The sequence below is a fragment of the Haloferax sp. Atlit-4N genome (assembly GCF_003383025.1).
GTDB lineage: Archaea > Halobacteriota > Halobacteria > Halobacteriales > Haloferacaceae > Haloferax > Haloferax gibbonsii.
Genome location: NZ_PSYY01000001.1, coordinates 528,876 through 543,697 on the forward strand (window position 1 = coordinate 528,876; position 14,822 = coordinate 543,697).

General features: G+C 63.7%; 19 protein-coding genes. 11 read left to right on the forward strand and 8 right to left on the reverse strand.

Going from position 1 to position 14,822, the window contains the following annotated elements; translation table 11 throughout:
• Nucleotides 1–54: 54 nt before the first annotated feature.
• From C5C07_RS02870 to C5C07_RS21000, 8 genes are all read left to right on the forward strand, one after another.
• Entirely contained in the window at nucleotides 55–1,626 is a 1,572-nt protein-coding gene (locus tag C5C07_RS02870) for a hypothetical protein (RefSeq protein ID WP_115804509.1), read from the forward strand.
• Between the two features lies 1 nt (nucleotide 1,627).
• Nucleotides 1,628–1,801 (forward strand): hypothetical protein, encoded by a 174-nt coding sequence (locus tag C5C07_RS21550; protein WP_199522717.1) that lies wholly within the window; start codon nucleotides 1,628–1,630, stop codon nucleotides 1,799–1,801.
• A 34-nt stretch (nucleotides 1,802–1,835) separates the two neighbouring features.
• Nucleotides 1,836–2,426, forward strand: coding sequence for a hypothetical protein (locus C5C07_RS02875; RefSeq protein WP_115804510.1), 591 nt, complete (start codon nucleotides 1,836–1,838; stop codon nucleotides 2,424–2,426).
• A gap of 56 nt (nucleotides 2,427–2,482) precedes the next feature.
• The gene (locus C5C07_RS02880) at nucleotides 2,483–3,286 is read left to right on the forward strand and encodes a hypothetical protein (RefSeq protein ID WP_115804511.1); all 804 of its coding nucleotides are present in this window, start codon (nucleotides 2,483–2,485) and stop codon (nucleotides 3,284–3,286) included.
• A complete protein-coding gene (locus tag C5C07_RS02885; protein ID WP_115804512.1) occupies nucleotides 3,283–3,669 on the forward strand; it encodes a hypothetical protein in 387 nt (128 codons plus the stop codon). The genes C5C07_RS02880 and C5C07_RS02885 overlap by 4 nt, the downstream gene beginning before the upstream one ends.
• 121 nt (nucleotides 3,670–3,790) lie before the next feature.
• Nucleotides 3,791–4,774 (forward strand): hypothetical protein, encoded by a 984-nt coding sequence (locus C5C07_RS02890; RefSeq protein WP_115804513.1) that lies wholly within the window; start codon nucleotides 3,791–3,793, stop codon nucleotides 4,772–4,774.
• 60 nt (nucleotides 4,775–4,834) lie between these two features.
• Nucleotides 4,835–5,077: a hypothetical protein gene (locus C5C07_RS20995; RefSeq protein ID WP_147302002.1), complete on the forward strand. Its 243-nt coding sequence runs from the start codon at nucleotides 4,835–4,837 to the stop codon at nucleotides 5,075–5,077.
• Between the two features lie 28 nt (nucleotides 5,078–5,105).
• Nucleotides 5,106–5,654 (forward strand): hypothetical protein, encoded by a 549-nt coding sequence (locus C5C07_RS21000; protein ID WP_147302003.1) that lies wholly within the window; start codon nucleotides 5,106–5,108, stop codon nucleotides 5,652–5,654.
• A 69-nt stretch (nucleotides 5,655–5,723) separates the two neighbouring features.
• Here C5C07_RS21000 and C5C07_RS02895 read toward each other — a convergent pair whose 3' ends face one another.
• Nucleotides 5,724–5,990 (reverse strand): PhiH1 repressor, encoded by a 267-nt coding sequence (locus C5C07_RS02895; protein WP_049968433.1) that lies wholly within the window; start codon nucleotides 5,988–5,990, stop codon nucleotides 5,724–5,726.
• 526 nt (nucleotides 5,991–6,516) lie between these two features.
• Here C5C07_RS02895 and C5C07_RS22075 point away from each other — a divergent pair.
• From C5C07_RS22075 to dpsA, 3 genes are all read left to right on the forward strand, one after another.
• Entirely contained in the window at nucleotides 6,517–6,639 is a 123-nt protein-coding gene (locus C5C07_RS22075; protein ID WP_255565239.1) for a hypothetical protein, read from the forward strand.
• Nucleotides 6,636–7,688: a site-specific integrase gene (locus C5C07_RS02900; protein WP_115804514.1), complete on the forward strand. Its 1,053-nt coding sequence runs from the start codon at nucleotides 6,636–6,638 to the stop codon at nucleotides 7,686–7,688. Before C5C07_RS22075 ends, C5C07_RS02900 begins: the two co-directional genes overlap by 4 nt.
• Before the next feature lie 565 nt (nucleotides 7,689–8,253).
• A complete protein-coding gene (dpsA, locus tag C5C07_RS02905) occupies nucleotides 8,254–8,784 on the forward strand; it encodes a DNA starvation/stationary phase protection protein DpsA (protein ID WP_004065235.1) in 531 nt (176 codons plus the stop codon).
• A gap of 142 nt (nucleotides 8,785–8,926) precedes the next feature.
• Here the strand turns inward: dpsA and C5C07_RS21555 are convergent, their stop codons facing one another.
• The 7 genes from C5C07_RS21555 to C5C07_RS02935 all read right to left on the reverse strand — a co-directional run bounded on the left by C5C07_RS21555 (nucleotide 8,927) and on the right by C5C07_RS02935 (nucleotide 14,754).
• Nucleotides 8,927–9,094: a hypothetical protein gene (locus C5C07_RS21555; RefSeq protein ID WP_004973301.1), complete on the reverse strand. Its 168-nt coding sequence runs from the start codon at nucleotides 9,092–9,094 to the stop codon at nucleotides 8,927–8,929.
• A gap of 109 nt (nucleotides 9,095–9,203) precedes the next feature.
• The gene (locus C5C07_RS02910) at nucleotides 9,204–9,656 is read right to left on the reverse strand and encodes a metal-dependent transcriptional regulator (RefSeq protein ID WP_004973299.1); all 453 of its coding nucleotides are present in this window, start codon (nucleotides 9,654–9,656) and stop codon (nucleotides 9,204–9,206) included.
• Complete coding sequence (locus tag C5C07_RS02915; RefSeq protein ID WP_004973297.1) at nucleotides 9,653–10,459, reverse strand: hypothetical protein; 807 nt, start codon at nucleotides 10,457–10,459, stop codon at nucleotides 9,653–9,655. Before C5C07_RS02915 ends, C5C07_RS02910 begins: the two co-directional genes overlap by 4 nt.
• Before the next feature lie 156 nt (nucleotides 10,460–10,615).
• Nucleotides 10,616–11,065 (reverse strand): DUF6069 family protein, encoded by a 450-nt coding sequence (locus C5C07_RS02920; RefSeq protein WP_049904976.1) that lies wholly within the window; start codon nucleotides 11,063–11,065, stop codon nucleotides 10,616–10,618.
• A 145-nt stretch (nucleotides 11,066–11,210) separates the two neighbouring features.
• Complete coding sequence (locus tag C5C07_RS02925) at nucleotides 11,211–14,024, reverse strand: aconitate hydratase (protein WP_115804515.1); 2,814 nt, start codon at nucleotides 14,022–14,024, stop codon at nucleotides 11,211–11,213.
• A gap of 117 nt (nucleotides 14,025–14,141) precedes the next feature.
• Nucleotides 14,142–14,324, reverse strand: coding sequence for a hypothetical protein (locus C5C07_RS02930; protein WP_004973290.1), 183 nt, complete (start codon nucleotides 14,322–14,324; stop codon nucleotides 14,142–14,144).
• Between the two features lie 10 nt (nucleotides 14,325–14,334).
• Nucleotides 14,335–14,754, reverse strand: coding sequence for a hypothetical protein (locus tag C5C07_RS02935; RefSeq protein WP_050458631.1), 420 nt, complete (start codon nucleotides 14,752–14,754; stop codon nucleotides 14,335–14,337).
• Nucleotides 14,755–14,822 lie beyond the last annotated feature (68 nt).

The window sequence follows — 14,822 nt, forward strand, 5'->3', positions numbered from 1 at the left end:
CTACCTCGCCGCGTGTCTCGGTGCAGCTGCGTTCATCGTCACGGGAGGCCTCTGATGCGTGAGTTCGCTCGACGCGGATTCGCGTTCATCTTCGTAGTGCTGATGGTCACGACCGCGGCGACCGGCCCGGTCGCTGCGGCCTCGACGACGGTCACCGTCGACTACGAGAACTGCGGTCCGACCGACCTGCTCGAACAGACGTTTTCGATGCTGCTCGGCGGCGACAAGGAGGCCTGCCTGCAGGGCGGTGTCTCGTACGACGACCTCGAAAACATCACGTCGACCGACGGCTACGCGTCCGGGCTCGCGGTGAAAGACTCCGTAGAGTCGTTCAACACGACGCTCGACAACCGGCTCCAGGACACCCGGACGGTCGCCTACTCGAAGGCGAAGATTCAGGTGGTCAACGACATCAACAACGAGACCGCTGAATCGCTCGCCAAAGACCGCGCGAACGAGACGGTGACGGCCTACTACGCCAAAATCGAGCAGAACATCATTCGCGACTGGAACGCAAAGATGTCCGAACTGGAGTACCTGAACCAGACGGAGACGAACCTCACCTTCCACGAGCCGGGTGACAACCACGAGTACCAAGTTCCCGGCGAGTACGCGAAGAACGCTGGCGGGTTCCAGACGGGCGTTCACGAGATGAACTACACGCTCGTCAACGGGACGAACGTCACGATGCGGTTCTGGCTCCAACCGCACAACGAGTACGGGGACGGGACCGACGCGAACGCCGCAGTCGGGCTCTTGCCGAAGACCTCGCTCGCGCCAGACCTGTACGCCTATTCGAACGAGCTTCACGGCTGGTCAAACGGTGGCGAGTACTACAACGAGGATGACAGTCTCGCCGTCCAGTCGCCGGAGACGCTGAACCATACTGATGTCCTGCACGGACGGGACTACTCCGGGTTGCTCGAAAGCCTCGACGCCCAGCAACAGCAGGTAAAAGCGAACATGGCGCAGGTCGTCGAAGGCTACTACGCTCAGTACGCCGCTGGCGATATCGACTCGACGGACCTCGCCCGCCTCGACCCGTCAACCATCGGCGCGGAAGCGTCGACCGAGTTCAACACGACCGGCTACTACTCGTACGCGGCCGTGCAGCTCGCGTCGATTGGCTACTCCGGCGACCTCAACTCCTCGCACACCATCGCGGTCGAAGGACAGAACGGGACGACCATCGTCAACGGGACGATGTTCTACACCGGCGAGGACGCTCCCGCTGGCTGGGACACCGGCTCGACCTACCAGTTCTCGGACTACAACGGGACGTTCTACTTCGCGTACCAGAACGCCAACGACAGCGGGATATACGACCTCTCGGAGTACGGTGATAACTTCACTATCGTCGAGGCGTTCAACGTCCAGACCGGAGAGGCCGTGAACACGACTTCGACCCAGCAGTACGTCTATGAGGACACGAACGCGACCGCACTCCAGTCGCAACTCGACCAACTGCTGGAACTCCGCGAGTGGTTCGAACAAGAGGCTGGCACCGCCGGGTCGACCGACGGCGGTCGAAACCCGGCTGGCGGACTGAACACGCAACTGATCGGCGGCGCGCTACTGGTCGGCGCGGCGGCGGTGCTGCTCATCCAGCGGGAGGGCAACACGTAGGATGCTCGTCTTCCTGCTGAAGCAGCTCCCTCTCGGGCTCATCCTCGGCGTGGTCATCATCGCCGCTGGACTCCAGTTCATCGGCGTCGACCTCATCGGGATGGGCTCGGACCTGCTGCTCGACCTGCTCGGCGTGCCCGACTGGTCGGGCGACTGGTTCGGGTCGCTGCTGTAACGCTCGCCAACCTTCCTGCCCCACCCCTACCCGTATGACTCGAATACACACCATCATACTCGTCAGTTGCATCGCTCTGCTGCTCGCCGTTCCCGGTACAGTCGTCGCTCAAGAGACCTCGACCGCGTCTGCTCCGACAGAGACGACGACAGCCGCGGCTCCGCCCACGGCTTCGGAGTCGTCGAACGAGACGACGTACTTCGGCGACGTAGCCGGCGACCCGCTGCTACGTATCGTCGACGCGGAATACCGCGATGGCACCGCCATCATCACGCTCGAAGCCGACGCGCCTCGGCTGGTGACGGTGACCGCGCCGACCGGCTCGACTTCGGCCGGCGTCGCCTCGGGCAACATCGTCCGTCGCTCCGTGCCGAAAGGACGCTCGACGATTCGCGTCGCGTCGCCCGAACCGCGGGTGACGCTGACGACCTCGACCAGCATCAGAAACGAACAGTACACGGAAATCCGGTTCGAGGATGGCTCGGCGCTCATCGCCGGTCCGTTCACCGGAACGGACGTGCGAGACGCGGCTATCGGCGGCGCGTTCGGCACGTCGTTCGGTGCGCTCCTGATAATCGTCCGGCGGCGCTTCGGCCTCCACCGGGGAATGGAGCGTGTCGCATGAGCGACGACGCCGAAAGCTCAGCTGCGCCTCAGCGGGAGACTCCCGACGAACCAGAAATGGGTGCGTCCTCGACGACGGTCGCACCGGACCGCGACGCGGGACGACTCGTCACGGCGTTCGTGTGGGTGATGCGCTACGGCGTTCACCTCGCCGTGGCTGGCTCCCTGCTGCTCGTCGGCCTCGTGCTCGTCCTCGACGTGCACGTGCCTCGCTCGCTCCAAATTATCGGCCTCACGGCTGGCCTCTCGGCGGTCATCGCCGGGCGCTGGGTCGGCGGACAGGCCGTCGACCTGATGGGCGGTCCGCAGATGATGTGGCTCGTTGACCTCGACCTGCTCGACCGCGACGGCGCGGGTGTCTACACCTGCCCGACGCCGCGGTGGTCCGAGTGGACAGTCGTCGACGGACAGCTGTGGTGGGCGACGCCGAACCTCGCGTTCGGCCGCGGCGTCGACCTCGACGCGCGGGAGGTCGCCGGGACGTGGGTCGGCTCGCTGCCCGACCCGGTGCTGGCGCGGGCGCTCGAATACCTCCGGTACAATCGCAAGCAGTTGGAACCGAAGGCGCGGAAAGGCGAATCGCTCGAAATCAACTCCTTCGCTATCGTCCGGGCGGCGGCGGTCAAGACCGTGAAACACGTCGTGCGGACGTTCGAGAAAGGCGCGCTGCCGGACGACGGCGACGCGTTGCACGCGGAGATTGATAGCGTGCTCGAAGACTTCGACCTGGACGGCTCGGATTCAATCTTCGACGAGGACCCGACCGAGTGGGCTCCAGGTGACGGCGACCCTGCACCGGACCCGCTGGCCGACCTCGACCAGCGGCGGAAGCAACACGCAGCCAACGGTGAATCAGAATGAAACTCGAACTCGAACTCTCGACGCGCGAACAGTACATAATCGCCCTCTCGGTATCGGTCGGTATCGTCGCTGGCCTGTGGTTCGGTATCCTGATGATACCGCCGCGGGCGCTCGACGTGCCGATGCGCTTCCTCGACGACGGCGCGGTGGCGGCGTCGTACTACCCGGTGACGAATACGCACCTGTTCATCTCGGCGGCGCTGCCGCTGGTGACGGCGTACCTCGTGCGGAACCACGCGCGGAACGGGACGGACGACGCGGACGAGCTCACGCTTGACCGCTCCGACGGGGACGGAGATGGGCGCGACTCCGCTCACGACCTCGACGGCAGTTCGACCCGCGAGTTCGGCCCGCATCCCCTCGACGGAGGTGAATCCGCGTGACCGACCCGGACGCTACCGCCGAGTGCGACTACTGCGGACGGTCGATGTTCCCCCGAAACCCCACGGCGAAAGGCCACCTCTGCCGGCGCTGTCTCCACGACATTCAGGTGGGTGACCGGCTGTGACCGACGAACGACTGCTGACGGCGGCGAAGCTGTACGAACAGGTCCGCGGACGCATCGACGGCGACCACCGACTGCTCGACCACGCGGGACTGCCGGTCTCGCAGGGCGACCACGCGAACCTGTCGTTCCTGAACTCGCTCGACCTCGCCGACGACGACGAGCTGGCCGACTCGTTCGCCGAGACCTCGCTGGGCAGGCTCGTCGATTCGTCGCTGCGGACCCAAGCCGCGACCCGCGCGGTGCAGTCGTCGCACGCGACCGCGCTTTCGTACCTCGTCGGCGTGACCCAGCAGGACCTCGACGCCAGTTCGCTGACGCTGCCGCTTCGGCTCGTCGACGAGCTGGAAAACGGCGGTGGTCTCACGACGATCACCGGTGCGGGGAACCCGAACACGGGCAAGACGAATACGATGTTCCTGCTGAACGGCGACCTCGCGCGGGCGCACTTCGGCGATGACCTGCTGGTCATCTCGAACGTGGGGACGTGGGACGGCGCGGACATCGTGGTGCGGTCGATGTACGACCTGATGGACGTACTGCTGACCCACCGCGAACGGCCGAAGACCGTCACCATCGACGAAGGCTCGACGCACTTCGACGCCCGGACGTTCAGCCGGGAAGTAGCCTCCCAGTGGACGCCCGCGATTAAGCGGTTCTCGAAGCTCGGCGTCGAGTCCGTCGGCGTGGTGAGTCACACCGGGAAGGACGTCCACCCAGAACAGAAACGGCTCTCGACGCTGTCGTTCTACAAAGAGGCACAGGACGAAGTGACGTTCTACCGCGACTGGGACGCCGATTCAGACTCGCCCGCGGGTGAGCTGTTCGGCGGCTCGCTCGTGAACCTCGAACCGACGTTAGAGAAGTACGATCCGGACGACGCCGCGCCGTGGGCGTGGAACCTGCCGAGTGACCTGTTTCAGGAACAGTTCGAAGACTGGGAGGAGTTTCACGAGGTGCTCGCGAACACTAAGACTAAATGACACATGTCGGTTGTATTATCTTTCATTAGATTTATTAGTTGACAATCCATCATGTGATTGATGTCAGATAAATATTCATATAGTGACCTTTTAGGAAAAGAGGTTGAGGTTGAATTTGTCAATGGAAAGTCTGTTGTTGGAACACTCAAATCGATTGAAGAAGGTTCTACAATAACACTCATTGGTGACGGGACTCCAGATAATCTGACACTCGGTGCGATGAATCAGGATTATGTTGACGGCGAACGTCGACTGAATATGTCTAATATCACTAGTGTTAGTCTCTGGCAAGGGTTTAATTAGTTCTAAGAGTCATTCAATTAGATAACTCATGTCTTCAGATCCGTTTTTGATGCGTGCTTTTCAGCCGGTGATCGCTCTTATTTTGCTGATATTTGGAGTGCTTCTCTTTTTTGTCATTTTGGTTGTGTATTTCGTTAAAATAGCGTATCTCGTGGTCGTCTCTCTAAATAACATGCCTCATAATTCGGAGAATTTTCAGGATGTGTCTACTGGTGATGTTTTGTATGAGCCCTCAACAGAGACGGAATTAGACAAGTCTAGAACGGTAATTGTGGAAATAACTGACGAAGCTGGAGGCCCAGTAATTGGTCTCCCTGTTAAAATAGAGACTTCCAAGAATACGATATTTGGGAAGACAGATGGTACAGGGACTATATCTTTTGAGATACACAAAGATGTGTCTAAATTAAAATTCGTCGTTGGCGACGGTTGGATTCTAAGATCTAAAAGTATACCACTCGACGAAATTGAATCGGACCCGATAGAAGGCGAGTTTGTCTATCCCTCGTTAGTTACTGGAATAAAGCACGCTTTTGATCAGAATGTGTTATCTAAGCTCCCAAAGAACATAAATTAAATACTTGTTGTCAACCACTAACCACCCATCCACCCGCCCCCTTTACGGGTAAGGGTGGTGGGTGCTTGCTCACTCGCTGTTCTCTAACTCGGCGGCGTCGATCTCCCCGGCGAGGTACTGCTCACCAAGTTCGGTGATGGAGTAGACACCGTTTCCAAGATTCTGAGCGAGCCCGTACGGGACCAAGTAATCCCGACACCGGACACCGATATACTGTCTCCCGAACCTGACTCGACCATCATCGGCCATCTTCTTCGGTGGGTGAGGACCCTCCTCTGAAAGGAACTCTAAGATTCGGTCGTCGGCGCGAGTCATCCAATCCGCGTCCAGTCGCATACTCGTTGTTTATCTCTGGTACTGGTATAATTCACGTAGAATAATCTACGAAACAATAGAGATTGCCTATCGACAATTCTGAGTTAATTATTAGTAACTCAAAGAATACGGTAGAGTATCGAGAGCTACACGCGACGCTGACTGTTGTTCAGTCGCGTCAGAAGCGGACCCGGTGCGCCAACACCGGCCCGCGGTGGCTCCCGTAACCGAGGTACGGAAGCATGTTTGCCTACACGACTCGGGCTATTGAAGCCCCACGACAGATGGCTGTTGACAGATTGACAGAAATTGGTTTCACTTTCGCTCAAACGTACACTTTCACTCCGCAGCTATGGCTCAGGACTTTAAGTAGACATCTCGAATGGATTACCCGGCTGACGGTCCCTTTCGAGGGCGCTCACCCTACCAAAGTTAGCACCCTCGACCCGGACCGCGGCCTCACAATGGAAGCCATGATTGAGTTAACGCACCCCGGTTGTAAGCGTAGCGAATGGGCCGGAAGTGAATCCGGTTCGGAGGTGATTCGATGAGCGTCGACTGGTGTCGGTTCCTCGACCTCGTTCACGAACTCGACGGCTCCGACGATACCCGAGCACATCTCGAATCCGTTCGGTTCACTCGTGATTACCTCACGGAGGTGATTCGATGAGCGACGAGCTCGACCCGATTACCCCCGAGTCGGCGATGTCGTACTACCTCGATGCTCGTCGATACGACCTCTCGGACGACACGCTCCAGTCCCATCGGTACCGACTGAAATCGTTCGTCCGCTGGCTCCAGTCGCCGGACCACGGGTCGGGCGAAGTGATGAACATGAACGACGTGGACCTGCGGACGGTTCACGCGTACCGCGTGTTCAAGCGTGAGGAGAATTTCGAGGGCGACGAACCGTGCGCCGCGGTGACGATGAAGGGGCAGGTCTCGACGCTTCGGACGTTCCTGAGCTTCATCGCCGACATCGAGGGCGTCTCGGAGGAACTCGCCGAGCGCATTCGGATTCCTCGGATTGACGACGGAGAGGGAGTTTCGGATGCTGTGCTCGAGGCCGAGCGTGCGCGCTCGATTCTCGATTACCTCAACCAGTGGGAGTACGCGACCGTGGAACACGTCGCGCTGTTGCTCCTCTGGAGAACGTCGTGCCGGCTCGGCGGACTGCGGGCGCTCGATGTGTCTGACTTCGACCGCGAGGAGGGTGCGCTCTGTTTCCGGCACCGACCGGCGACTGGGACCGGCCTGAAGAACAGGACGCACGGCGAACGCGACGTGTCGCTGAAGCCGCACGTCGCGAAGGTCGTTGAGGAGTACATCGATGGTCCGCATCGCGACCGGGTGACCGACGAGCACGGTCGGGCTCCGCTGATTACGACGACCCACGGCCGGCCGTCGACGACGACGATTCGGATGTGGTGCTACAAGTGGACGCGTCCGTGCGAAATCGGCGAGGGATGCCCGGACAACCGCGACATCGAGGACTGCGACGCGACGTACTTGGAACACGCGAGTACGTGTCCGTTCTCGGTTTCGTCGCACCCGTTCCGTGCTGGCTCGATTACTGCGTATCGCGATGCCGGTACTCCTCGGGAGGTGCTGTCCGACCGTGGCGATGTGAGTGAGACGGTTCTGGAGAAGCACTACGACCGTGCTTCGTCTCGCCAGCGCATGCGCCGCCGACAAGACTTCATCCCGGACGATTTGTAAGGATGTTTAAATACGAACTTCCGGGCCACGTGAGCCGGGCGAGAGTCCAATATGTCAAAACCCATAGGGCCCATACGTTCTCCACACGGAATCGAGCCCACAGCGCATCGGCCGATTCTGTACGATACCGCCCCTGCTCCGGCCGTTCGAAACACGAGCGGTCCGCTCGGCGGACGTGATTCGAACGGATTTCTTGACGGACCCCGTCGCCGTCCCGCGGTCTATAGAGTCGACGGCGACCGCCCGGCGACTGCTTGCGAGCCACTCTGGCGTCGTTCCCTCGCCGTCCGTCTTCGAGCGGCGCGACGACCCGGTTGAAACGCGCGAATCGGCCCCACGAGACGCCGCGCCACCCACTCGAAAATTCATAATGAATGTGATATATTGTGCGTGCCTATCACGGACAGGTGTATTCACCGGCCCAGGTCGTGTGCCTATCTCACACACGTCATTCGCCGTTTTAGAAGCAATCAGACGGTTCCGGCAAACGATGTTTTAGGCCACACGAAAAATTGTTTGTTCTCGGATAAGTATTAAGTGGCCTCGGTCCCAACTACTGATTGTAATGAGCACGCAGAAGTCAGTCCTCAAGGAAGCAGGCAGCGTCGGCGACAACCCCGTTCGGCTCGACACCGAGAAGGCCGAACAGATAATCGAAGCGCTGAACACCGACCTCGCGGACGCCTACGTCCTCTACCACCAGCTCCACAAGCACCACTGGAACGTCGAGGGTGCCGAGCACCTCCGCATCCACGAGTTCCTCCAGGAGGCCTACGAGGAAGTCGAGGAGGCCGCGGACGAAATCGCAGAGCGCCTCCAGTCCATCGGCGGCGTCCCCCACGCCAGCATGCCGGCGCTGAGCGAGGCGGCGACCGTCGAGCCCGAGGACGAGGACGTCTACGACATCCGCACGTCGCTCTCGAACGACCTCGAGATGTACGGCGACATCATCGAGAGCTACCGCGAGCACATCGAACTCGCCGCGGGTCTCGGCGACCACGCGACGGCGCACATGCTCCGCGAGCAGCTCATCGAAATCGAAGAACACGCCCACGTCATCGACCACTACCTCGAAGACGACACGCTCGTCCAGTAAGCACCGCCGCCGACGCGTCGGAGGACGACGCCCCCGTTCCGACGTTTCCGACGTTCTACGCTTTTTCTCGCGATAGCTGCCAGCGCTGTTCAGCTACTGCGCTCGTCAGGTCCGCACTCCGCGCAACCCGGTCCGAACGGAGTTACCGCGTGACGTCGACGGTCACGTCGCTCGAAATCCAGCCGTCGCTGTTGCCCGACTCCATGAACACCGACTTCCCCGGCCCGCCCTTGCAGACGGATATCTCGGGGGAGTCGGGTCGGTCCGGTTCCGACGCGGATTCAGCGTTCGACTGCGTACCAGCGGCCATTACGATGATTTAGGGAAACCTAAAACAAAAAGGGTGCGGTTCTGCGGCGGTATTTGCGTGCTATTTGTTGACAACTATCAGTACCGGAGGCGACTTTACCGCGACGTGTTCAGCTCGCGGGGCTGTCGGGGGAGGGTTGCGACGCCGATTCGGCCGATTCGGCCGCCCCGTTCGCCTCGGTCGCTTCGCCGCGGTTGTCGCCCCCGCGGAGCAGCGTCGCCGCGAGCCGTTCGGCAACCGTCGGACTGACGTTTCCGACCAGTTGCATCGCCTCCTCTTCGTGGTCGTCGACGCCGAGCACGTCCCGACAGAACCGCGAGAGGATTCGGTAGGTGTCGTAGAGCTCTCCGGCGGCGTCGCGACCCTCGTCGGTGAGCGTCGCGCCCTCGTAGGGCTCGTAGCGAACGAGCCCCTTCGCGTCGAGGTTCTGGAGGCGCTCGGTCGCCGCGGGCGGCGAGCGGTCGAGCGCGTCGGCGACGTAGCCCGGCGAAATCGGCGTCTCCTCGTCGTCCTCCCGCTCGGCGATGTACAGCGTGAGGAGGTACTGCGGCGCGCCGATCATACGCGGCGGACGAGGTGGTCGCGAACGGCCCGCTGGCAATCCGCGCAGACGCCCGCCGCGCGGGTCGCGGCCGTCAAGACCGGGTAGTCGGTCGCGCGGTCCTCGTAGAGATACTCGGCGAGAAACCGGTGGTCGATTTCGACCGCCGCGGTGTGGCGGGTCGCCCCGTCGAGATGCCGCTGTCGCTCGCGGACGAGTCGGTCGCACGCTTCTCGGTGGTCGGCCAGCGTCTCGTGGCGCTGCCGGAGCCCCTCGAACCCCAGTTCCGAAAGCGGCGTCGCGTCCGCCCGGCCCAGCCAGTTCTCGCACTCGTCCAGCACGGCGAGCGCCGCCCGGAGCGACCGTTCCTCGGCGTCGAGCGCCCGGCGCATCCCGTCGAGGCACCGTTGCCGGTCCGTCGCCGCCGACACGACCGCCTCCTTGACCGCCGGTGTGAACCGCCCCCCAGCGTCGGGGGAGAGCGCCGTCGCGACCTCGGGGCCGAACTCCTCGCGAATCGTCACCGCGAGCGGTTCGGACCCGTTCACGTCGGAGACGCTGTGCGGGCGTATCGTCTCCGCGAATAGCTCCCGGACCCGCCGTCGCCCCGGGCCGGCGTCTCGTCGCGTCGCCGCGGGTATCGATGTGGTCCCGCAGGCGGTCGCTCGGACGGTCCCGCTCGGTGGGCGCTCCGGCCGTGCGGCGAGCTTTCGAACGCGCCGCTCGAACCGCCTGACGGCCCGCCGCTTCGCCAGCACCTGTTCGCGCTCGCGTTCGACGCGGTCCAGCGCGTCCCTGACGCCCGCGGTGCGCTCAGCGTTCATCTCAATCTCCCTGCGAGGACGCCGTCGACGCGGTTGCCTCGGAATCCGCTCTGGTCATACCATTTAGGGCAACCTAAAACAACATAGTGTCTTCGGTTTTTAGGCCGTCCTAAATACGAGTGGCACGGAAGCGCCCGCGCGTCGAGCGTCAGGCGGTCACTCGTCGGTCGGGTCCGGTCGTTTACCCTCCGGGACGCCCCAGCCGAGTTCGGTGAGCGACGCCACGCAGACCGCCGCGACCACGACGTGCATCAGCATCAACACGAGAACGCCCGGGACCGTCGCTCCGGGGTCGACGTACAGGAGTCCGAGGTCGGGTGCGAAGGACACTACGAGCACCGCCACGGCGACCCTGAGGAACGTCCGGTCCGCGTCCGCGACGCGGCCCGCGAGCAGTCCGTAGACGAGCGTCGCCGCGACCGCGCCGGCGGCCGAGAGAAACACGACCGGCGGGTACGAAAGCGGTCCGAAGACCTCGACGAGACCCGTTTCGAGGACGAGCGTCAACAGGAGCGCGTTCGCGACGGTCGCGACCGCCGCGGTCGCCGCTCCGCGACGCATGAGGTCCGTCCACGTCGGGCGGACCGCGGGTGTCACGGTTGCCATGACATCACATAGCACGCCGTGGCTGATGAATCTACGCGTCTTCGGCGGTTCGTGATTCTCGGCGAGTCCGACGCGTGGGTCGGAGGCGGCCGGTCGCCGCTCCGACTCAGTTCCCCAACTCAGTTCCCCGGCGCAGCGTCCTGATTCAGTTCTCGGTCAGGAGCCGACGGAGCACGTAGTGGAGGATACCGCCGTTTTCGACGTACGTCACCGCGGCGGGCGTGCCGACCTGCGCGGTCACGTCGAACTCGATTTCGCTTCCGTCGTCCTTCGTGGCGACCACGGTCAGTTCGTCGTTGACTTCGAGGCCGTCGTCGAGGCCGCGGATGTCGAACTGCTCGGAGCCGTCGAGGCCGAGCGACTCCCACGAGTCGCCGTCTTCGAACTGGAGCGGGAGGACGCCCATGCCGACGAGGTTGTCGCGGTAGATGCGCTCGTAGCTCTCGGCGATGGTCGCGCGGACGCCGAGGAGGTCAGTCCCCTTGGCCGCCCAGTCGCGGCTGGAACCGGTCCCGAACTCGACGCCCGAGAGGACGACGAGCGGGGTCTCCTCCTCGCGGTAGCGCTGGCTGGCCTCGAAGACGGTCGTCTCCTCACCCGTCGGGTGGTGAACCGTGTAGCCGCCCTCCACGTCGTCGAGCATCTGGTTCTCGATGCGGACGTTGGCGAACGTCCCGCGCATCATCACCTCGTGGTTCCCGCGGCGGGAGCCGTAGGTGTTGAAGTCCACGGGGTCGACGCCGTGGTCCATGAGCCACTGGCCGGCCGGGAGCTTCGACCCGAACGGCCCGGCGGGGCTGATGTGGTCGGTCGTCACCGTGTCGCCGAGCGTCAGGAGACAGCGGGCGTCCTCGATGTCGGAGACGCCGGGTTTCTCCAGCGGGAAGTCCGTGAAGAACGGCGGCTCGCGGATGTAGGTCGACTCGTCGTCCCAGTCGTACACGTCGCCGGTCGGCGCTTCGAGCGCCTCCCAGCGCTCGTCGCCCTCGAACACCTCGGCGTACTTCTCGCGGAACATCGACGGGTCGACGCTGTCGTGGATGGTCGCTCGAATCTCGTCGGCGTCCGGCCAGATGTCGGCGAGGTAGACGGCGTTGCCCTCGTCGTCGGTGCCGAGCGGGTCGGTCTCGAGGTCGATGTCCATCCGGCCGGCGAGGCCGTAGGCGACGACGAGCGGCGGGCTGGCGAGGTAGTTCGCGCGAATCTTCGGGTGGATGCGCGCCTCGAAGTTGCGGTTGCCGCTGAGGACGCTCGTCGTCCACAGCCCGTGTTCGTCGATGGCGTTCTCGATGGGTTCCGGAAGCGGGCCGGCGTTGCCGATGCAGGTCGTACAGCCGTAGCCGACCACGTCGTAGCCGAGCGCTTCGAGGTGCGGGAGCAGGTCGGCCTTCTTCAGGTACTCCGTGACGACGCGGCTCCCCGGCGCGAGGCTCGTCTTGACGTAGTCGGGCACGTCGAGACCCCGCTCCAGCGCGTTGCGCGCGAGGAGGCCCGCGGCGACCATGACCGACGGGTTCGACGTGTTCGTACAGGACGTGATGGCGCTGACGACGACGCTCCCGTGGCCGATTTCGACCGTCTCGCCGCCGAGGTCGACTTCGACGCGTTTGGTCAGTTCGCCGAGGTCGGGTTCTTCGGGGGCCGTCTCGGGCGTCTCGGTCAGCGTCCCGCCGTCGCCCGCGAGTTCGCCGTCGCCGCCGTCGCCTCCCTCGCCGAGCCAGCGGGCGATGGCCTCCTCGTCGACGTCGTCGACGACCTCCTCGAACTCGCCGTGGAGCAGTTTTCGGAAGTGCGTCTTCATGTCGCCCATGGCGACGCGGTCCTGCGGGCGCTTCGGCCCGGCGAGACTCGGCTCGACGGCGGAGAGGTCGACTTCGACCGTCTCCGTGTACTCGGGGTGTTGCTCGCCGAAGAGCCCCTGCGCGTCGAGGTACTCGCGGACGAGTTCGATGTGTTCGGGCTCGCGGCCCGTGAGTTCGAGGTAGTCCAGCGTCGCCTCGTCGACCGGGAAGACGCTGATGGTCGACCCCTGTTCGGGGGCCATGTTGGAGATGGTCGCCCGGTCGGGGACCGAGAGGTTCCCCACGCCGGGGCCGAAGAACTCGACGAACCGGTCGACGACGCCGACCTCGCGGAGCTGTTCGGTGACGTGCAACACGAGGTCGGTCGCGGTCGCCCCCTCCGGCAGTTCGCCGTCGAGTCTGACGCCGACGACCTCGGGGAGCTTCATCGTGATGGGCTGGCCGAGCATCGCCGCCTCGGCCTCGATGCCGCCGACGCCCCAGCCGACGACGCCGATGCCGCCTATCATCGGCGTGTGGCTGTCGGTGCCGACGAGCGTGTCGGGGAGGAGCCAGCGGTCGCCGCGCCACTCGCGGTCGTGGACGACGCGCCCGAGGTGTTCGAGGTTCACCTGGTGGACGATGCCCGTCCCCGGCGGGACGACGCTGAAGTTGTCGAAGGCGTTCTGCGCCCACTTGAGCGCCTTGTAGCGCTCGGCGTTGCGCTCGTACTCCAGTTCGACGTTCTTCTCGTAGGCGTCGGGCGAGCCGAAGAAGTCCACCTGCACGCTGTGGTCGATGACGAGGTCACAGGGGACCTCGGGTTCGACGAGTTTCGGGTCCTTCCCGGCGCGGTCGGCGGCCGACCGGAGCGCCGCGAGGTCGACCACCGCGGGCACGCCCGTCAGGTCCTGTAGCACCACGCGAGACGGCGTGAACGGGACTTCGACGTTCGGCACGTCCGGCTCCCACGAGGCGGCGTTCCGCACGTCCTCCTCGGTGACGATGTCGCCGTCGACGTTTCGAAGCACGGATTCAAGCAGGATGCGGATGCTCACCGGCAGTCGGTCGAGTTCGCAGAGCCCCTGTTCTTCCAGAACGGTCAGGTCCGCCATCTTGTACGTGGTTCCGTCGTGTTCGAACTCACGGACGGCGTCCAGCGTATCTGCGTCGCTCATAGTCGACTGTTAGGGTCTCCGCGGGCTTGAATGCGGGACTCGTTCTCACGGCGTCGGAATCGAGGCGAACGGAGCTCCAGAGCGGCGATATGGGGTCTCTGGCGGCCTGCCGCCGGCTCACGGGGGTCTGGGGCGGGACTTCCCCAGTTCGCCGGCGACGATGACGCCGCCGTGTTCGAGAAGCGAGTACGAACAGTCCCAACAGCAGTACCGAAGGTCGTGGCCGCGGGCGACGACCACGTCGGCGCGCTCGCCGCAGCGATAACAGGGCCGGTGGTCCGCCGGGTGGATGACGCGCATCGGCCTCGGATTACTCCTCGGGGACGCCGGCGACCCCGACGAACTCGTTGACCTCGTCTTGGACGTACCGGCGGACGCGCTCGCAGTAGTCCCACAGGAGGTCGTTGAACTGCTCGCGCTCCGGTTCGGTCAGGCTCTCCCCGCCCCGCGACCACGACGAGGGAATCTCCGAGTGACGGGTGCAGACGACCGAAATCGGGTGATTCTTCGGGTGTCCCATGACGACCGCGTACTCGTCCGTCCCCCAGAGTCCGTCGCCGCCGTCGCCGGCGAGCTCCGCGTCCACCTCGTCGAGAAGCTGCCGCTCCTCGGCGGTGACGGCGGCGTCGTCGCCGGCGAACAGCTCGCGGTAGGCCCGGTCGCGGGCCGTGTAGGTCCACCCGTCGAGTCGCTCGCGCGCCTGTCGGAGGAGTCGTCTGTCAGCTTCCATGAGTATCCAAAGGGGTGCCGAGGCCATAGTCGTACGCCCGCCCCGTCCGAGCGACCGGAGCGCGAACC